Annotated in this window: 19 protein-coding genes and 1 riboswitch; of the genes, 15 read left to right on the top strand and 4 right to left on the bottom strand. The window is 45.5% G+C overall.

The features are described from left to right. Window positions 1-28: 28 nt before the first annotated feature. The 8 genes from NST47_RS27725 to NST47_RS27690 all read left to right on the top strand — a co-directional run bounded on the left by NST47_RS27725 (window position 29) and on the right by NST47_RS27690 (window position 8,887). The gene (locus NST47_RS27725; RefSeq protein ID WP_341158003.1) at window positions 29-913 is read left to right on the top strand and encodes a sugar phosphate isomerase/epimerase family protein; all 885 of its coding nucleotides are present in this window, start codon (window positions 29-31) and stop codon (window positions 911-913) included. A gap of 44 nt (window positions 914-957) precedes the next feature. Continuing rightward, window positions 958-2,793 (top strand): ABC transporter permease, encoded by a 1,836-nt coding sequence (locus tag NST47_RS27720; protein WP_218638997.1) that lies wholly within the window; start codon window positions 958-960, stop codon window positions 2,791-2,793. Between the two features lie 4 nt (window positions 2,794-2,797). Then, window positions 2,798-3,937 (top strand): ABC transporter ATP-binding protein, encoded by a 1,140-nt coding sequence (locus NST47_RS27715; RefSeq protein ID WP_341158002.1) that lies wholly within the window; start codon window positions 2,798-2,800, stop codon window positions 3,935-3,937. 29 nt (window positions 3,938-3,966) lie between these two features. Continuing rightward, window positions 3,967-4,734 (top strand): MgtC/SapB family protein, encoded by a 768-nt coding sequence (locus tag NST47_RS27710; RefSeq protein WP_445667404.1) that lies wholly within the window; start codon window positions 3,967-3,969, stop codon window positions 4,732-4,734. Between the two features lie 27 nt (window positions 4,735-4,761). Then, window positions 4,762-5,571, top strand: coding sequence for an HAD family hydrolase (locus tag NST47_RS27705; RefSeq protein ID WP_341158001.1), 810 nt, complete (start codon window positions 4,762-4,764; stop codon window positions 5,569-5,571). Beyond that, window positions 5,568-6,377 carry an inositol monophosphatase family protein gene (locus tag NST47_RS27700; RefSeq protein WP_341158000.1) on the top strand — a complete coding sequence of 270 codons (810 nt, stop codon included), beginning with the start codon at window positions 5,568-5,570 and terminating at the stop codon, window positions 6,375-6,377. Before NST47_RS27705 ends, NST47_RS27700 begins: the two co-directional genes overlap by 4 nt. Before the next feature lie 186 nt (window positions 6,378-6,563). Then, complete coding sequence (locus NST47_RS27695; RefSeq protein WP_341157999.1) at window positions 6,564-7,736, top strand: asparaginase; 1,173 nt, start codon at window positions 6,564-6,566, stop codon at window positions 7,734-7,736. Window positions 7,737-7,981: 245 nt separating this feature from the next. Further along, window positions 7,982-8,887, top strand: a complete 906-nt coding sequence (locus NST47_RS27690; protein ID WP_341157998.1) for an aldo/keto reductase — start codon at window positions 7,982-7,984, stop codon at window positions 8,885-8,887. Between the two features lie 77 nt (window positions 8,888-8,964). Here the strand turns inward: NST47_RS27690 and NST47_RS27685 are convergent, their stop codons facing one another. Next, window positions 8,965-9,708, bottom strand: a complete 744-nt coding sequence (locus NST47_RS27685) for a DUF3153 domain-containing protein (RefSeq protein ID WP_341157997.1) — start codon at window positions 9,706-9,708, stop codon at window positions 8,965-8,967. A 174-nt stretch (window positions 9,709-9,882) separates the two neighbouring features. Next, complete coding sequence (locus NST47_RS27680) at window positions 9,883-10,002, bottom strand: sporulation protein YjcZ (RefSeq protein ID WP_262685730.1); 120 nt, start codon at window positions 10,000-10,002, stop codon at window positions 9,883-9,885. A 252-nt stretch (window positions 10,003-10,254) separates the two neighbouring features. Then, window positions 10,255-10,341, top strand: a riboswitch (cyclic di-GMP riboswitch). Between the two features lie 35 nt (window positions 10,342-10,376). Between NST47_RS27680 and NST47_RS27675 the strand changes: the two genes are divergently transcribed. After that, window positions 10,377-10,565 carry a Spo0E family sporulation regulatory protein-aspartic acid phosphatase gene (locus tag NST47_RS27675; RefSeq protein ID WP_076229029.1) on the top strand — a complete coding sequence of 63 codons (189 nt, stop codon included), beginning with the start codon at window positions 10,377-10,379 and terminating at the stop codon, window positions 10,563-10,565. A gap of 83 nt (window positions 10,566-10,648) precedes the next feature. Here NST47_RS27675 and NST47_RS27670 read toward each other — a convergent pair whose 3' ends face one another. Next, the gene (locus NST47_RS27670; RefSeq protein ID WP_341157996.1) at window positions 10,649-11,062 is read right to left on the bottom strand and encodes a hypothetical protein; all 414 of its coding nucleotides are present in this window, start codon (window positions 11,060-11,062) and stop codon (window positions 10,649-10,651) included. Between the two features lie 193 nt (window positions 11,063-11,255). Here NST47_RS27670 and NST47_RS27665 point away from each other — a divergent pair, with 193 nt between their 5' ends. Next, window positions 11,256-12,572, top strand: coding sequence for a voltage-gated chloride channel family protein (locus NST47_RS27665; RefSeq protein WP_445667403.1), 1,317 nt, complete (start codon window positions 11,256-11,258; stop codon window positions 12,570-12,572). Between the two features lie 74 nt (window positions 12,573-12,646). Here the strand turns inward: NST47_RS27665 and NST47_RS27660 are convergent, their stop codons facing one another. Further along, the gene (locus tag NST47_RS27660; protein WP_341157995.1) at window positions 12,647-14,695 is read right to left on the bottom strand and encodes a methyl-accepting chemotaxis protein; all 2,049 of its coding nucleotides are present in this window, start codon (window positions 14,693-14,695) and stop codon (window positions 12,647-12,649) included. 249 nt (window positions 14,696-14,944) lie between these two features. On the opposite strand from NST47_RS27660, the gene NST47_RS27655 reads away from it, so the two are divergent. The 5 genes from NST47_RS27655 (at window position 14,945) to phoU (ending at window position 19,557) form a co-directional block, all read left to right on the top strand. Further along, a complete protein-coding gene (locus NST47_RS27655) occupies window positions 14,945-15,865 on the top strand; it encodes a phosphate ABC transporter substrate-binding protein (protein WP_341157994.1) in 921 nt (306 codons plus the stop codon). 463 nt (window positions 15,866-16,328) lie between these two features. Continuing rightward, on the top strand, window positions 16,329-17,261 hold the full coding sequence (gene pstC, locus NST47_RS27650; RefSeq protein WP_076229033.1) for a phosphate ABC transporter permease subunit PstC: 933 nt from the start codon (window positions 16,329-16,331) through the stop codon (window positions 17,259-17,261). Then, on the top strand, window positions 17,258-18,115 hold the full coding sequence (gene pstA / locus NST47_RS27645; RefSeq protein WP_076229034.1) for a phosphate ABC transporter permease PstA: 858 nt from the start codon (window positions 17,258-17,260) through the stop codon (window positions 18,113-18,115). Before pstC ends, pstA begins: the two co-directional genes overlap by 4 nt. Continuing rightward, window positions 18,061-18,879 carry a phosphate ABC transporter ATP-binding protein PstB gene (gene pstB / locus NST47_RS27640; RefSeq protein ID WP_076229035.1) on the top strand — a complete coding sequence of 273 codons (819 nt, stop codon included), beginning with the start codon at window positions 18,061-18,063 and terminating at the stop codon, window positions 18,877-18,879. The genes pstA and pstB overlap by 55 nt, the downstream gene beginning before the upstream one ends. 18 nt (window positions 18,880-18,897) lie before the next feature. Beyond that, window positions 18,898-19,557, top strand: a complete 660-nt coding sequence (gene phoU / locus NST47_RS27635; RefSeq protein WP_076229036.1) for a phosphate signaling complex protein PhoU — start codon at window positions 18,898-18,900, stop codon at window positions 19,555-19,557. Window positions 19,558-19,594: the final 37 nt, after the last annotated feature.

The following is a 19,594-nucleotide window of genomic DNA, read 5'->3' as shown; positions in this document are numbered from 1 at the left end:
AAAACCAAGAGAGATGGGATGAAGGAATATGCTGGGATTTTCAATTCAGGCCCCCGTATTTTTGGGCAAGGCAAGCAAGGACAGCACGAATGACCTGATTGCGCATTATGACAACGTAGAGAAGCTGCTGGATGTTTTAAAGACCGCAGGTGTGGGTTCGATTGAGGTTCGCATCCTTCCTCGCGGTGCCGATGAATCGGCTTATCGGGAAGTGATCCAGTTAATCTGGAATGCCGGCTTGCAGCTGTCGATTCATGGGCATGTGGCGGGCGATTTCGCGGGCAGTCGTTTTGCCGAGATTTATCCGTCGATGAGCTACGTATTAACCAATTACCCTAAATACCAAACCGGCTTGACCATGGCGCTTCATGCTTTTGACGCCAAGACTGGTGTCGAAGAGGAACTGCATCAGCAAACTGTCAAGCTGCTGCATGAATGGGTGGCGATAATCGATGCCGAGCAGCTTCCTCTGCGAATTGCTGTGGAAAATAACCGCAAGAAGTCAAGCAAGGTAGACCCGGGCGATTCGATAGACGGTGTGCTGCGAATTGTTGAAGAGGTGAATAGTCCACATGTAGGCATTACGTGGGATATGGGGCATTTTTATTCGAATTTGATGGATACGCACGGTCTGAAGCTTCCGCCGGAAACCTATCTGGAGCAGCTTCCGCCGGATGCTTTTCTGGAAAAGGTTATCCACACGCATATTCACGGACTTGGAGCAACGGGAACTCACAATCCTTTGACAGACCGCAGGAGCTTGCCTCTGGAGCTGTACGTGAATGCCCTTCAGCGGGTCGGTTATTCAGGCTTGTACAATCTGGAGCTGACCATGAACAAATTTGATCAGGATCAATCTCTCGGTGAGCATGTGCTGGCATCTGTCCACAGATTGAAAGAGGCCACATCATGAGACGACATAGGATCAGCCCATGGCTGAGAAGGGGTGCATAGCCAGTGAGCAAACTAGAATATTCGAGACCTGCCTCCAGGTTTACGATGACTCGAGCTGTTAATATTCTCAAAAGTATTTTTACAAATCCACTGCATTTAATTAGCATTTTTGCGATTTTATTTCTCGGCTATACGATCGTTATTCCGATGTGGGAGATCGTGTCCCATACCATGACCTGGCATCCTGAGGACATCCGGGCCAATCCGCAAGCCGTACCCGGCAATCTTACGCTTAATCATTGGCTTCACGTGCTGTACAGCGATATCAGTCAATCGATTTTTTATAAGCCGCTGTTGAATTCGTTTAATATTGCTGTATTCGTTTCATTTTTCTCCATGGTCATTGGGGGAGGGCTGGCCTGGCTTGTAACCCGGACAGATCTGCCGTTCAAAAAAACGTTTGCGTTTCTGGCCATCATTCCTTACATGCTTCCTTCGTGGATCAAGTCGTTTGCCTGGCTGATCGTTTTCAAAAATGACCGGGTTGGCGGCACACAGGGGATGCTGCAGTATGTATTTGGTATTAATCCACCGGATTGGATCTCTTACGGGTTTTTACCGATTTCGATCGTGCTGGTTGGTCATTATTATACGTTCTTTTACCTGCTTATTGCGGTTTCCCTTAGCTCCATCAACAGCAGTCTGGAGGAAACAGCCGATATTCTCGGAGCGAGCCGGTTTACGATTTTGCGCAAAATTACATTTCCGCTCGTGCTTCCGGCCATTTTATCGGCATTGATTCTAACGTTCTCCAAAAGTATGGGTACTTTCGGCGCCGCCGCATTTCTCGGACTTCCGGTCAAATATTATACGATTGCCACGATGCTGTACGGCAGTATGAAAAACCGGATGATCTCGGATGCTTATGTTTTAAGCTTGATTCTGATCATTATTTCCGCATTGACGATTTACTTTAATCAGCGTGCAATTGGCAAAAGAAAGAGTTATGCGACGATAAGCGGCAAGGATTCACGGAAAAATCTGAACCCGCTTGGCATATGGAAAATTCCTTCGGTCATGCTGGTCTTTCTGTTTATGTTTCTTGCCGGTATATTCCCGCTCTTGCTGCTGTTCTGGCAAACGTTTATGCTGCAGGACGGCAACTACAGCTTGAGCAACCTGACCACGCACTACTGGTTTGGAGATTCGGATTTCTCGATTGCCTCCGGCGAGGTAGGTATTCTGAAGAGCGATTCGATTCTGTTGGGCTTAAAAAATTCACTGCTTATCGCATTGGCTGCTGCGTCTGTTGCCTCGGTGATGGGACTTATATTCGGCTATGTGATTTCGAAGGGAAGAAAGGCGCTCTCCTCCAGACTTGTTGAGCAATTATCGTTCATGCCTTACCTGATTCCGGGTATTTCCTTCGCAGCGATCTATCTGTCCATGTTTGCTCAGCCTCACTTTCTGCTGCCGGCTTTATATGGAACCCTGTCGATCGTAATTCTGATCACGATAGTTAAGGAGCTGCCATTCGCCACGCGATCGGGAACCAGCACGATGCTGCAGATCAGCGGAGAGCTTGAGGAGGCAGCCAAGCTGCACGGCGCATCGTTCATGCTGCGGTTTTTCAGGATTATGCTGCCGCTCAGCCGCAAGGGCTTGATCAGTGCGTTCCTGCTCTTGTTTATAAGTGCGATGAAGGAGCTGGATCTGATCATTCTGCTCGTCACGCCGAAGACCAGCACCTTAACGACACTTACGTTCCGCTACGCAGAGAAGGGCTATCAGCAGTATGCGGACGCTATCGTCATTATTATTATCGCATTAATCATGATAACGCATTTTGTGGCAACGAAGTGGGGAAAAGCAGATCTTTCAAAAGGCATAGGAGGCTAAACATATGAGTGGAATCAGACTGTCGAAGATTAATAAATATTTTGATAAAAACCATATTTTGAAGGATGTCGATTTGACGATTGAGGAAGGAGACTTCATGACGCTTCTGGGTCCCTCCGGCTGCGGCAAAACGACAACGCTGCGGGTGATCACCGGGTTGGAAAATCCAGAGGAAGGCATCATGACGATCAATGGCAAGGAAATGATCAACGGCGCCAAAAACCACTACACACCACCATCCAAACGCGGCTTGAATCTCGTCTTTCAGAGCTATGCTTTATGGCCGCACATGACCGTGTTTGACAATGTTGCTTTTGGGCTTGCCATTAACAAAATGCCCAAATCGGAAATTCGCTCCAAGGTGGAAAGCGCGCTGGAAAAAATGCGGATATCCAAATATAAGGATCGGTACCCTTCTGAATTATCCGGCGGCCAGCAGCAGCGGGTAGCGATAGCACGCGCTATTGTGACCGAGCCGAAGATTTTGCTGCTGGATGAGCCCTTATCCAATCTGGATGCCAAGCTGCGTCTGGAAATGAGAGCGGAGCTGAAAAGGCTGCACCGTGAGTTGAAAACAACGATTATTTATGTCACGCATGATCAGGTCGAAGCGTTGACGCTGTCAACCAAAATCGCAATCTTTTTCGAAGGAAATCTCGTTCAGGTCGATACGCCGAGAAATATATACCGTCATCCCGCTGACCTGAGAGTTGCCGATTTTATTGGAAATCCAAAGATCAATTTCGTGGATGCTGACTGCACGTACCACAATGGGATGCTGATGACGGAATCAGAGCTGGGCAAGCTGGCGATTCCTTGCACGCAGCCTCCTTCCGGTAAGGTTGTTTTGTCCATCTATCCCGAAGACATTCGTATTTCCGCGGAAAAGGTGGAGAACGGCATTCCACTAAGAATTTATTCGGTCATGCCTGCGGGCTCGGAAACGTTAATTCAAACGACGAGCAATGGTGAAAACCTGATTCTCGTTAAGGTAATCGGGGAACTGGACTATGAGATTGGCAAGATGGTATGGGTCACATTCCCGTTGGATAAAGTCAATGTGTATGATAAGCAGACTGGTATTCTGGTGAACCGGGAGCCGATCGACACCTCTACAATTGCTCCTAAGCAAATATACGCATGATGGATCCAACAGATTGGGGGTGGGCCGGGTTGTCATTCGCAACGGCAAGTGTTTGGGAAATCACACATCTGGAGCTGGCGCTTCGTATGATATTGGCGGTAGTGCTTGGCGGTTTGATTGGGATTGAAAGGGAATGGAGTAATCATGCGGCTGGCTTTCGTACCCATATTCTCGTCTGTCTCGGCTCGGCTACGATCATGCTTCTGTCAAGCTACGGGTTTTCGCAATTTGTTAATGAGGGTAGTGTACGTATGGACCCCGCACGCCTCGCGGCTCAAGTGATCAGCGGCATCGGGTTTTTAGGTGCAGGGGCAATTCTGCGCAATGGCAATATGATCAAGGGATTAACGACCGCTGCTTCAGTATGGGTGGTGGCGGCCATTGGATTAAGTGTCGGAGCAGGCTTCTATATGGGAGCCATGCTCTGCACCTTTCTCGTACTGATCAGCTTGTATCTGCTCAATAAATGGGAAAAGAGCCTAATGGGAAACCGCAGATACCAGGAAGTGGACATTCAGATTATCGATAATCCCGGCTCCCTGGGCAGGATCGCGACGATATTCGGGGAGTATGATTTACAAATCGTTAACTTAAAAATGATTCCCCATGAAGAAGAAGCAGGTGGCGATACATCGGCACTTTCCATGCATATGCAGTTCAGTCTGAAAATCCAAAAGCAGGAGAAGCTGGCCACTGCATTGGAACGTATCGCCGCCATGGACGTGGTACTTTCGTTGGAGTCGCATCATATTTCTACAAGGAATCAAGCATCAAAAGAGCATTCATTATCCACATAATTTAAGTAGGCTGGGTGGTTGGAGAACTTGAACAAAATACTGCTGGTTACCGATCTGGATGGAACCTTACTGGATAGACAACAACAAATCAGTATAGAGAATGAAACGGCAATCCGACGATTCAAGGAGCAAGGAGGCTTATTCACCCTGGCGACGGGAAGAATGGAGGCAGCTGTTCTGCCCATTATCCATAAGCTCGGAATTGACCTGCCGGTGATTCTGTACAATGGGGCCAAAATCTATTGTCCGCTCACCGATACCGTGCTGTATGAGAAGCAGCTGACGATCCCGCCTGCACTATGGAGTGTCTTGATGGAGAGCTTATCGGATGAAATCACCCTGCTTGTCTATCAGAATGGTCAGGTATTCGCACCTCTGCGAAATGCATTGCTGGAAAAGCACGAACGCAAGGATGGCGTTCAATGCCTGCCCTTTGAAGACAGAATATTATCAGAGCCTGTGACTAAGGTAATGATTATTAATTCGAATTTAGATAAAGCCAAAAGGCTGGAGCAAGCCGTTTTGGACGATGGCGTTCCGTGCGAAATGGTATATTCCGAGTCCAACTATCTAGAAATTTTACCGCAGCATGCTACGAAAGGAACTGCCTTAAAGGAACTGATCCGCATCCTGCAGGTAGATGAACTGTATACGGTAGCTGTAGGCGATAATTTAAATGATTTGACCATGATTATCGAGGCAGATCGCGGATATGCGGTTGAAAATGCCAATTCACAGCTGACCCAGGTTGCCGATGCGGTAACCGTTCACCACGAGAGTCATGCGATCGCGGCTATCATTGCCGAATTTTCGGAAAAGAGGAGGGAATTGGCATGAGTGTTATAGAAACTGCGAAAGCAATAGCGAGAGAAGCGGGTGCGATGATTAAGTCGCATATGGGTACCGGATTTATTACGGAGACAAAAAGCTCGAGCTTCGATGTCGTTACCGAAATCGACAAGGCCTCGGAGCAGCTTATTCGGCAGCGTCTGGCTGAAGCGTATCCTGACCATGCTTTTTTGGGTGAAGAAGAGTCGTTTGCTCATACAGGAGAACTTCAGGGAAGGCTGGAGCTGGCCAAATCAGAGCCGTTTGTATGGATTGTTGATCCGATTGACGGTACCAACAATTATGTGCAGGGGATTCCTGGTTTTACGGTCTCCATTGCGCTGGCGTCTTATGGGGAGCTTATCGCAGGGGTCATCTATGATCCTTGCCGAGACGATATTTTTTGGGCTGAAAAAGGCAAAGGTGCTTTTCTGAATGGAGAGCCTATTCAAGTGTCGGCAGCGGATTCATTAGGACAAAGCGTCGTATCAACTGGATTTCCCTCTAACACGAAGATGCGTCAAGCCGTTCTGGACAGTCTGGAAGGTATCGCTCCTCAATGTCGTTCGATCCGTTCGCTTGGTTCTGCTGCGCTGCATTTGGCTTATGTCGCATCAGGAAGATTGGGGGCATTCTGGGAATATGGCCTCAATGCCTGGGATATTGCAGCAGGTGTGCTTATTATTGAGGAAGCCGGTGGCAAGGTCAGTGATACGCTGGGAAGTCCATACTCACTAACAGTTAAACATGTGGTTGGATCTAATGGAAGTATTCATGACATGTTATTAGAAACTTTGAAACCGATAGGAATTTAAAAATTAGAGATATTCAGCGAAAATTAAGGTTATAACGATAAAACAGACCAATAAAGCGTTTTATTGGTCTGTTTATATATTTGTATAAAACCTAACATACATCTATAATCCTCTTAGTGTTCATCATTTAATGTTATGTTTAATAACATTAAAAATGAAAATACATACAACTAGGAGGTTTGCTTTATGATACTTACACCATCTTCATGGATTAAAACGACTTTTGTAGCAGGACTTGCGCTAACTTTGTTATTTCCATCAGTTTCGGTACTTCCGATTTCCAGCGCTTATGCGGCTGAAGCAGTAGCAGAGCAAACCTTGCCAGTCCCATCGGTACCTGCTTTGCCTAAGGTTCAGGTTATTGCTACAGGAGGAACGATTGCGGGCAAATCTGTTGACGAAACCAGCTTCCAGAACTACAAGGCTGGAACATTATTGATGGAGGATATGGTTAAGGCGCTACCGAACAAAGATCAAATCGCGGATGTATCCACCTTTCAATTTGGTAATGCAGGCTCCGGCTCTTATACGATGCAGCAATTATACAATCTCTCTTTAAAAGTAGATGAAGTGCTCGAAACCCAGGATGGTGTAGTTGTCACAACGGGTACAGATACAATGGAAGAAATCGCTTATTTCCTTGATTTGACGGTTCGCAGCCCTAAGCCGGTTATTATCACAGGCTCGATGCGTCCTTGGACGGTAATCGGGAGTGATGCTCAAGCGAATCTGTATAATGCGATTAAGCTTGCTGCAAGCGGCAAAACCAAATACTACGGTACCGTATTGATGCTGAATGACGAGTTCCATGCGGCAAGAGACGTAACCAAAACCAATGCGTATCGGACCGATACTTTTGAAACTCCGAAGCTTGGCATGCTTGGATATATCGATGAGAAAAACATTCGTGTGTATCGCGCCAATGCGAGATCGCTCATGAGTGCGGACAAATGGGAAACACCTTTTGATCTGAAAAAAATTGATGATACCAGCTTGGCGAAGGTAGAAATTGCTTATGCTTATCAGGATGCAGGCGCAGGCGCTATTACAGGCTTTGTGATGGACGGTGCCAAAGGGATTGTTACCTCCGGTACAGGTGCAGGCGGAGTATCCAAGGCTATGGGTGATGCTCGGACGAAGGCTTTCAAGGAGCAAGGCGTGATCTTCGTGGCCACCACTCGCACTGGTTCGGGCAGCAACTACACAACAGGCGATGGTATTATTGCGGGTGACAGCTTGAACGCGGCACATGCAAGAATTCTATTAATGCTTAGCCTGTCATTCAGCAGTGATTTTGACACGATTAAAGGCTGGTTTGATACGTATGGCTCCGGTCAAGTTGAGATTCCAGCTAAATAACATAGTGGATGGTAACACCCCTTTGGGCAGCAAGGACATTAACTGTTCTTGCGGCTCGAAGGGGTGTTTTTTCATTGATGGCGCAGTCATGGCTGCTTGATTGTAGACGAGATTGCTAGCATATTAGCCCCATCAGTTACTTTAGATTCACTAGCGCACCTTTTTTTCCATTCTTGTTGAGGTTTGGAAACTTCCCTATAATGGGTATTGTTACTTAGCATTCAATTCGAAGGAGCTGACGTTACATGAAATACCGCAGACTTGGACAGACGGAGCTACAGGTTTCCGTGGTAGGCGTAGGCACATGGCAGTTTGGTGGAGCCTGGGGGAAGGATTTTACACAGGATGAAGTCGATGCAATTCTCGATAAAGCGGCAGAGCTTGGGATCAATCTGATCGATACGGCAGAATGTTATGGTCATCACCTTTCGGAGAGCTTTATTGGAGATTATATCGCACGCAGAAAAAGCAGGTCAGATTGGGTAATCGCAACCAAATTCGGCCATAACCATGCAGATAGAGAAAGCACAACGATCAATTACTGGTCGCCTGAACAAGTGCTTATTCAATTAGAGAATTCATTGAAATCTTTGAAAACCGACTACGTCGATTTGTATCAGTTTCATTCTGGGTCTGATGAAGTGTTTGATAACGATGACCTGTGGACGATGCTGGACAAGCAGGTACAGGCGGGAAAAGTGAGAAATCTCGGCATTTCAATCGGCAGCAACGATAATTTACATCAGACAGATGCGGCGTCGAAAGTGAATGCCAAAGCGATTCAGGTCGTATACAATCGATTGGATCAAACACCTGAAAATCGCGTGTTTCCATCCTGCGAACGTCAGGATCTGGGTGTGCTTGCTCGTGTGCCGTTGGCAAGCGGGTACTTGAGTGGCAAGTACAAGCCTGGTGCGGAATTTGCTGATAACGACGTGCGATCCCGACATAATAAGGAGCAAACCTTGATCAAGCTGCAAAAGGTACAGGATATCCAACAAAATGAACTGCCGGAAGGCGTGAATATGGCAGAATGGGCCTTGGCCTGGTGCTTGAAGCATCCGGCGGTGACCAGTGTAATCCCAGGCTGCAAAAGTCCGGAGCAGGTGGAATCCAATGCAAGAGCAGCGGATTTTGATTTTGTTAAATAAGAGGGATACTGTCTTCATGAGCTTGAATAAAGAAGCCTCCAAACCACATTTTTCTAATGTGTGCTTGGAGGCTTCAATTATTCGATAGGGGTTTCTATAGCAAGGGGCTCGACGGGTTGTGCGCGTTTTTTTCTTCTTAATAATAAGAAAATGACAGCGGCAATCAGGATTACAACAACCGCTACCAGGATCGATACATTCACCATGTTCGGGGTTTTAAGGTCCAGCTTGACTTCATTATTGGCTCCTGCCAGCAGATCCCATTGATAGGTCTTGCCATCGTCCAGTACTCTGGATGCATTTTGCTGCTCCGCTTTATCCGGTAGTGTCAGCGTGAATTTTAAATCGATCTGACTGATCATCATTTTTTGCAAGCCCATCGTATCATTGGCATCGGCTTTCATGCTGCTTAAATCAAAATTACCTATCACATGATTGGTATTAAAGATGAAGCCTTTATCAACTGTCATGTCAATCTTGTTTTCGGCGTTGATATTGCCTTGATTGACACCGACATTTTTAATTTCCTTAACATCCTTAACATGTTTTTTGGCTTGTACACCTTGGTAATCTCCATCTTTATACTGCGAGACCTGATAGCCATCCGTTTCAAAATTCTTTTTTAATTCACCTAACATATCCGTCTTATTTGCACTATTCATACTCATTAATCCGATTAGCTGAGAGCTTAAGGCTAATTTGTAATCCAACTCTGCAGACTGATCCCGGTTCACCGTTACATGAAAATCCCCTTTAACACAACCGCTTAACAAAATGATAACAGAACTCAATATTACGAATAACAGCCATTTTTTGTTCATATGTACCCCACATATCTATTATTTCACAACATTAACCATTATATAGCGCCGATTACTATTTAGGAAGCCAAATAGTAAAAATTTGAGGATGACCCTGATATTTTATGTCCAGACGCCGAAATGGTAGTCAGTAACCACCTCCCGAGTTGATTGGGAGGTGGTTAGGTCACTACTTTAAAATGTTCTTAAAATAATAACAAGCAGAATATAGAGAACCAGAATAACAGCTGTAGTAGTTCCAAGACCATAACCTGCACAACTTGCACAGCTTCCGCCAACTCCGAGTGCACCCATGTTGATCCCTCCTCGCGCCTTGTATAGTGCATGTTATGAATGTCAGCGGATACGTGATTGGACAGATGCAAAAATGGGTAATAGCCATTGAAAAGAGCAAGTCCTCCCAATATTAAACTTCTTTAAATAAAGGAAATAGTATGATAATAAATGACAAAAAATTCAATAAAAACGCAAATAATGTCGAAGATTTAGTGCTTTAATTCTATAAAAAATAGCGATATTTGTAGTATAATAGAATCGCATACGCAATATCGAAAAAGGCAAAGCCATTGAAAAATGGGGACGCAAAACTATTAGGGGCTAAAGTCAATTCGACTATGCCAGCCAGTTACCGAAATACTCTCTTTTTCAAAACCAAAGGAGGAATGTGTATGGAGCTTACTAAAAGTCGACAGCTTCAAAAAGTAAGATTGGTTTTGCTTGTTGCAGAGATTGAGGCCTTAAAAAATTGCATGGTCAATGTGTATGATCAAACGGAAAGTTTACATGACCCTCTCTTGGTCCAACTTAGTGTAATGCTTGATCGAAAATTGAATAAATTTATTAAATATCAAAATTAAATACTTATAAATGCTAGAGCTGTAGACATGCAGCTCTTTTTTTGATGCCATTTAATGAGCGTGTGCTAAGGGTCTATGTGCCTTTATGGAGTTAGTTTTCTGATGATGGTTTGTAAAACAGGTATGATTTTATGGATAGCTTCTTTTTGTAATGCATAACCGGATTCATAACGATTTGAGTTCAGTACACCTGTGTTCGCATCAAAGCTATGGATCATTTCTTGAGTTCCGTTAGTTATATCTTGATAGGCCGACATTAGTTGTACGTGCTCGACTAAAAATAGATCAGGCACATTTAATGCTAAAATCTCATGTTGACAATGCACCAATGAAATTAACTCTTCCTTTAAATTCAGAATGCGTTTATCGGGATCCCATTTCTTATCAGGATGTTCATACAGCTCTTTGACGAACTTGCTTGCAGGCTGTATCGAAGCGTTAATCTTTATAATGATTTGAGCATAGTCGATGGGGTTTAGATCAGAAGTGTCATCCATTTTTCTTCCTCCTTTGCATAGTAATATTTTAACATCTAGTTATATGGAATAAAAAGGTAATTGAGCACATCCTGCTAAAGTTTGATAGGGATTCGTCATATCAATTATGCCCTAAGCCGGATTAATTTCTTGCGCCTGTATGTCATGAGAGGTATTATTACGTGAAAGAGTGTTCGGGGAGTGGACAAGGAATATGAACAACTTGCGGATAAAATGGGGAGAGCGGGTTTTCTCTAGCAGTCGGAGGTTTCAGTACTTGGCTTTCATCAAGTATGTACTGTGGTGGTTAGTGGTGGCGGGTGTAGTGGGCGTTATGACGGGCTCAGCCTCGGCGCTATTTCTGTTAAGTCTGGATACGGCTACAAGTTTGCGATATGAGCATCCGTGGCTGTTATATTTACTGCCCCTTGGCGGTGCGTTAGTCAGCTGGATGTATCATGCCTATGGCAGCAGCAGTATAAAAGGCAATAATCTGATTTTAGAGCAAATTCATGATGGACGTGAAACGATACCATTGCGTATGGCTCCTTTTGTGCTGATCGGCACGGTGTTGACGCATTTGTTCGGCGGTTCGGCAGGCCGTGAAGGGACGGCGGTTCAAATGGGTGGCAGCTTGTCCGAGTATCTGGGAAAGCTGCTGCGTATTCATCCGGAGGACCGTAAAATTTTGCTAATGTGCGGTATCAGCGCAGGCTTCGGATCGGTGTTCGGTACCCCGCTTGCCGGGGCTGTCTTTGGTATGGAGGTGTTAATCATCGGTCTGATCAGCTATGAAGCTTTACTTCCATGCCTGATTGCAAGTTTGGTTGGACATGCGGTGACGTTAGGATGGGGAGTGACGCACGCTCATTACTCGATGGGGCAAGTGCCGCCGCTCAGTGCGGTCGTACTGCTGAAGGTTGCGGCCGCGGCGATCCTATTTGGCTTGACAAGCCGGCTGTTCAGTGAGCTAACCCATAAGCTGAAAGCTACATTTACACGACTATTCAAAAATACTGCATTAAAATCCTTTGTCGGCGGTTGTATGATCATCGTGCTGACATTGGCTATCGGGTCAAGGGATTATCTCGGACTGGGATTACCGCTGCTCAATGACTCCTTTCATGAAACAACGGCATCTTTCGCTTTTTTATGGAAGCTGATTTTCACGTCGATTACGCTCGGAGCTGGTTTCCAGGGTGGAGAGGTGACGCCGTTGTTTGTGATAGGTGCAACTTTGGGGAATACGCTGGGTACTCTATTGCAGCTGCATGGTCCATTTTTGGCGGGAATTGGCTTAATTGCCGTGTTTAGCGGAGCAACGAATACTCCGATCGCTTGCTTTCTGCTGGGTATTGAGCTGTTTGGCTCCGAGGCGGCAATCTACATGTTTGTTGCTGTTGTGATCAGTTATTTATGCTCTGGACATACGGGCATTTACACGGCTCAGAGGTTGAAAGTTGCGAAGGGACGCAGGCTTCAAGATATAGATGAACATACAACGCTTGGCACTTTAAAGTCCAAGCAATAAAGAGTGACGTTGTTCTATGCTAATTTCCAAAAAGCCCCGCTCGGAATTGGATATCCGGTGCGGGGCTTTCTCTGTTAACCAATAGGTATGAGTTTTTTTTCCTTGTCCTCTTCTTTAGTTTCATTTTCGATAGAATTTACATTCGAAGTATCTGCAGTTTTCGAAGCTGCTTGTTCAACTGCCGGTTTCGCTATTTTTTCTGTTGAATCTTGGCTGCTTTCTTTGACGGCTGCTGTCTGTGGAAGCTGCTCCTGCTCCGGGTCGGTGGCTTCAAGCTCACTCAATTTATGAAGATTAGCGACAACCTCCTCTTCACTTAAGACCTCATCAGCTCGACCTGAACCAAGTTCTTCGATATCTCCAAGATCTCCGAGATCTCCGAGATCTCCAATCTGAAATCGGTTCACTTCTTTAAATAACTTTTGCGATAACAGCATCATGTCATCGGCTTGTGATGCAATTTGCTGAATGGCTGCATTTTGCTGGATAGATGACGAGGTAACCTCTTCAACGCCTGCTGCTGTTTCCTGAGCGATGGCTGCAACGATTTGTACAGAATCAATCAGGCTTTCATTTTTCTTCTGGGCAAGGCCAATTTGGGTCTGAATCTGGTTAATATCCAGTGAGAGTGCATCCATCGAGCTGCGGATTTCCTGAAAAGCCTCGACACTTTCATTCATTTTACCATTTTGCTGAATGAACGATTTACGTGCTTCTTCTATATATAGTTCCAAATCTTTCGTTTGTGCCAGCAGCGAATGTATGATCGAGGCAATTGATTTGGACGAATCATTTGTCTGCAGAGACAGCTGCCTTACTTCCTCGGCAATAACCGAGAAGCCTCGCCCGTGAACGCCAGCCCTCGCCGCTTCTATTGCAGCATTCAGAGAAAGCACATTGGTTTGTTGAGAGATATCGGTAATCGTATTGACAATCTTGTTGATTTGTACCGAGCTGGCCGATAGCGATGTCATGGTTGTATGTACTTTATCAAGTATGCTTTCAGATATTTGGGAAGCGCTGCGGAGAGCCTCCATGGAGCTGGAGCCAGTATGTGTATTGAAGGCAGCTTCGTTGCTTCTTTCATGAACGGCCTTGGACAATCCGGAGATCAGCTCGATTTCCTGGCCTAGCTCGGCAATGATGTGAGTGCTTTGTTCGGAATGAGTGGCTTGCTGCTCGGCGCCTGTCGATATTTCCTGAATGGCTCGCACGATATCTGCATTTACAATTGCTGTCGAGCCTGAGAAACCTTGAGATGTCTTGGAATGCTCGGATAACGAGAGTGCAATGACTTGGGTATGGGCGAGCATACTGCGGACCTGATCAGTCATGTGATCAAAGCTATTGCTTAAAGCTCCCAGCTCATCCTTCGAGGTGCTGTTGATTTTATTGCGCAAATCACCATTAGCCATAGCATGTACCGCATTCTGCAGCCTTTTGATGGGTTTAACAAATGAACTGATCAGCAAGAATGCGATGGCAATACTGGAGATAATGACAATTATGGAGCAGATAAGCATCATTGTTACTGTATTGTTAAGCAAATGCTGGGTATTGGCGACTGCGTTCTCGGCATCCTTTGAATAAGCAACATAGAATTGATCCACATTGACGAAGATGTCGCCCATGAGCGTTTGAGATTCATTGTATAAATATTCCATATTTTTGTTAAGATCGTCCGCCGTCAGCTTGTTTTCCTGCACCAGCTTGGCCGCGACGTCAAATGTATTTGTATAATCGACTGTCAGCGAGATCAGCTTGCTGCGCCATTTGGCTTGTTCAGGTGTAGTAGCTGTGTCGCCGACACGTTTGATCATTTTGTCAAAAATGGTTCTTTTTTCATTATACTTCGGTATGTAATCAGCTTTCTTGGAAATTTCGAGTCCGGATGCGATAATATTCAGCTCCTGAACCATCTCTTTAAGCTCTAGTGCCATCAGCTTGAGCTCTACCTTATCATTTTGCTGACTGAGCTGAATTTTGATGTCGTTAACCTGCTGCAAATTATAAAGCGCCATTCCCAGGAACAATACCAGCATCCCGGCAAAACCAAGCATGAGCTTTAATTTTAGGGACAACGCAGGAAGTGAAATTGTCTTCTTACTTATTAGAATACTCATTTAATCCCTCCATTATTAAAATCAATAGGCCAAACGGTACAAGTGGGTAGTTGTGATTTGTTTCCTATTATGCGAGTTGATTATTAAATACAAGTCCATAGTTTGTAAAAAAATCATTAAATTTAGCTAAAACTCGACATTAAAAACTTTTACATTCCGTTAACGTTTCGAGGGTTTAGACTTTACACTCGCTTGTTAAGATGTTCAAGTAAACAAAATACTAGAGGATAAAAGGGAGGACATGCAAAGATGTTGAAGCATTTCTCAAGAAAAGGCAGTCTTGCAATGATGACAGTATTATTAATGGGGGTACTCGCAGCGTGTGGTACTCAAACGGCGGCTCCAACTACGGATACAAAAGCACCAGCTACTAATGCAGCAGCACCGGCAGCTCCTGCTAAAGCAGAAACTCCTAAAGAATTAACAGGCACCGTAACAGCTTCCGGTTCCAGCGCACTTCTTCCATTAGTTAAACAAGCTGCAACTGAATTTATGGAGAAAAATCCTAAAGTAACCGTTAACGTAACTGCCGGTGGATCTGGCACAGGCTTGAAAAACGTTGCAGACGGCACTTCCGATATCGGTAACTCCGACGTTGCTGCTGGCGATGAGTACAAAGACAAAAACCTGGTTGACCACGTTGCGGCAATTGCTCCTTTCGCACTGATCGTTAACAAAAATGTTCCTGTAGACAATCTTACCAAACAACAAGCTGCTGACATTTTCATGGGTAAAATCACGAACTGGAAAGACATCGATGGCAAGACAGATGCCAAAATCGTAGTTGTTCACCGTCCAGACAGCTCCGGTTCCAGAACACTTGTTAAGCAAATCGTGCTTGACAACAAAGACTTCACTAAAGATGGCGTTACTCAAGAGTCCAGCGGTGCAGTTGCAACAACTGTAGGCTCTACTCAAAACTCTATCGGTTATGTGGACACGCCTTACCTGAACGATACTATTAAAGCTTTGAAATTCAATGATGTAGCTTTCAGCAAAGATACAATTAAAGACGGTAAATACCCGCTTTACGGTGTTGAGCATATGTATACTAAAGGCGAAGCCAAAGATGCTGTTAAAGCATTCCTGGATTACATCACAGGTTCTGAGTTCCAAGGCAAAAGAGTGGAAGAATTGAAATTCTTACAAGCCGATCTTTTGAAAAAATAAGTACTTCTCAATCAAGTAGGATGCGGAGCGATCTCCGTGTCCTTTTTGTGTTGTGCGCTTGCTATTGTTTTGCCCATGCCCTTGTTCTACCCATGCCCTCAAGGAAGCGAGCAACGCAATGCTTCCAGGCTCTCTAATCCTACGCCCGGAAGTATGGTGAATAAAGAGCGGAGGGGACGAAATTGTTTTGTAGAAGCGGAGCGTTCGCCTTTGTTCAAGAAATTCCACCACTAAATCCTTTATATAATGAAGAAATCCTTGAACAACAGCGATCGGAAGAACATTTCGTCCCTGCAGCGCCACTTATTTACCGTATTTCCGATACTTTTTACATTCCCTTAACAATTGAATTGTATGGCATTAACAATTGTCCTCTATGATGATTAAAGAACATTCAGGCCGAGCTCACTGTGCGTTATTCTTGAAGGCTCGTATGCTAATTTATTTGAGGGGGAACCATCCTGTGAATTCTTTCGCTGATCAACTCACTGAAAGAGCTGCTTTAAAACACAAACAAGTAAGCCAATGGACCAAACGGCAAAATCGGACCGATCAGATGATGAAACTAATTTTTGTCGGAAGCGCCATTATTGTATCGGCCATTATTTTCTCCGTCATCGCATTCGTCGGAATCCAAGGCGTTAAGACATTTAATGACGTAACGCCCTGGACCTTCTTCTTTTCTCCAGATTGGACACCGACCAAAGGGGAATTCGGAATCTTCGCCTTTTTGTACAGCACCCTGCTGTTGACGCTGATCTCGATAGTCCTATCGGTTCCATTAGCACTATCAGGAGCTGTATTCCTTGCCAAAATCGCACCTCGATGGGTTCGTGAAATTATGCGTCCGGCAACGGACCTGTTTGTCGGAATTCCGTCCGTTGTGTATGGTCTGATCGGTTTGACTGTTGTGGTACCGGGTCTTGCCAAGCTTACGGGAACGATTGGATACGGAATTTTACCAGCGGCTATCATCCTGGCCATCATGATCCTGCCAACGATACTCTCCATCTCTGAGGATGCGCTGCGTGCGCTGCCAAGTCGGCTTGAAGAGGCTTCATTGGCGCTGGGAGCAACACGCTGGCAGACGATATGGAGAGTGCTTGTACCAGCGGCGCGTCCCGGTATAATTACGGGTATTATTCTTGGCATGGGAAGAGCGATCGGGGAAACGATGGCTGTGTTCATGGTCATCGGTAACTCGCCGCAAATCCCGGGTTCTTTATTAGAATCAACAACGGTGCTGACGACAGCTATCGTTAAGGATATGGGTAACACGAATTACGGCACAGTATGGAACAATGCCTTGTACATGATGGCCCTCGTGCTGCTGTTGATTTCCTTGTTCATGATTATCGCCATCCGGATCGTTGCCAAAAGGAGTGAAGTGAAATGACGAGCAAAACAACGGACCGCGCGGCCACTTTGTTTTTCTGGGCTTCCGGTGTTGTCATTATGCTGCTGCTGGCCTGGTTCCTGGTTCGTATTTTAGGGGATGGACTTCCTCAGCTCTCCTGGAACTTCATCACGGGGAAACCTTCAGAGGTGATGGCAGGCGGCGGGGTTGGCCCGATGCTGTTCAACTCCTTCTATATTCTGTTTTTATCCTTACTGTTTTCCGTGCCAATCGGGATAGGTGCAGGTGTATACTTATCGATCTATGCCAAGCAAAATCGGTTTACAGATTTCATTCGGATATCTGTTGAGGCTTTGTCTTCGGTGCCATCCATCGTTTTTGGATTGTTCGGTTTCCTGCTATTCGTTAATCTGCTTGGCTTGAAATTCTCGATTATCGGCGGTGCCGCTACACTATCCTTGCTGAATTTGCCTGTATTGGTCCGGGTAACGGAAGAATCGCTTCGCTCCGTGCCAGAATCGTATTGGGAAGCTTCGCTCGCGCTGGGTTCTACGCGTTGGCAAGCCATTCGCAAGGTGCTTTTGCCAGCCGCTATGCCTATCCTGATTACAGGTATTACGCTAGTTGCCGGACGAGCTTTGGGCGAATCGGCGATTCTGATCTATACAGCCGGCTTATCGGTTTCCCGCCATTTTCCAGACTTTAGTCCTCTGGCTATGGGTGAGACACTGGCTACACATCTATGGTACGTGCAGTCTGAGGCCATTGTTCCTGACGCCAAGAAGATTGCCCAAGGAAGCGCAGCGCTTCTGCTTATCGTAGTTTTGATATTCAACTTATGTATTGCCATTCCAAGCAAAATGATTCAAAAAAGACTGACCGGGGGGAAATAATCGTGGCTGAGAAACATAAAATCAAAGTAGAAAAACTAAACCTGTTTTATGGAGATAACCAAGCACTGCACAATGTGGAATTGGATATTAAAAGCAATAATATCGTAGCGTTAATCGGACCTTCCGGCTGCGGGAAATCGACATTCCTCAGAACGTTGAACCGTATGAATGACCTTATCGATATTGTAAGAATTAACGGAAGCATCTATGTGGATGGCCAGGATATTTATGGTTCAGACACAGATGTCGTATCGCTTCGCAAAAAAGTAGGCATGGTATTTCAACGCCCAAATCCGTTTCCAATGAGTATTTACGATAATATTGCATATGGTCCGAGAATTCATGGAACAAAGAAAAAATCGGTTCTCGATGAGATTGTAGAGAAGAGCCTGCAGCAAGCGGCATTGTGGGATGAAGTCAAGGATCGATTGAACAAGTCAGCGCTCGGATTGTCCGGCGGTCAGCAGCAGCGTTTATGCATTGCCCGTTTGTTGGCAGTTGAGCCCGACGTTCTTTTGATGGATGAGCCTACCTCAGCGTTGGACCCGATCTCCACCTTGAAGGTTGAGGAATTGACGCAGACCTTGAAAGAAAAATATACGATCATCATTGTAACGCACAACATGCAGCAGGCAGCACGGATTTCGGACTATACCTCATTTTTCCTGAATGGATTGCTGATTGAGACGGATCAAACGGATAAAATTTTTACAACTCCGTCGGACCAAAGAACTGAAGACTATATTACAGGCCGTTTCGGCTAGAGGGGACTAGAACCAAACATGGACACACGCCATAACTTTCATCATTCGGTGGAGGAGCTGCAGAAGGTTTTACTCAAGATGGGGACATTGGTCGAGGATTCGATATCGAAGGCTATCGAGTCGTTAGCGACGCTGGATGAGAAGTTGGCCGTTACTACTGTCAATCAGGATGATATCATCGACGATTTGATGCTGGAGGTAGAGGAGCGCTGCTTAAGGCTTATCGCCTTACAGCAGCCTATGGCAAGTGATTTGAGAATCATAGGGATGGCTTTGAAGATTGCCACGGATTTGGAGCGGATTAGTGATCACGCCGTCGATATTGCCAAGATCTCGATTCGATTGTCCGGGGAAGAGCTAATCAAACCGCTTGAGGATATTCCTCGGATGGCCATGCTGGTTAGAAATATGCTGCAGGAAAGCCTGCTCTCCTACATGGAGCTGGATATTCACCGTGCTTCAGCGCTTGCCGAAAAGGATGATGAAATCGATAAGCTGTACAGTGCCTTGATGAATGAAATCATTACCCTGATGAGCAGTGATTTCCAACGTAATCGCCAGCTTTCCCATCTGATGTTTGTAGCTCATTATCTGGAGCGGGTTGCGGACCATGCGACTAATATTGGTGAAGGCGTGATTTATATGGTTACCGGCAAGCGAAAAGATTTGAACGTGTAATAGAAGCAACCGGCATCGTGAGCAAAGAGCCTTATAT

It is taken from the genome of Paenibacillus sp. FSL H8-0034, assembly GCF_038000305.1.
Taxonomy (GTDB): domain Bacteria; phylum Bacillota; class Bacilli; order Paenibacillales; family NBRC-103111; genus Paenibacillus_S.
The sequence above is the reverse complement of the archived record's forward strand: the minus strand, read 5'-3'. Positions and strand labels throughout refer to the sequence as shown.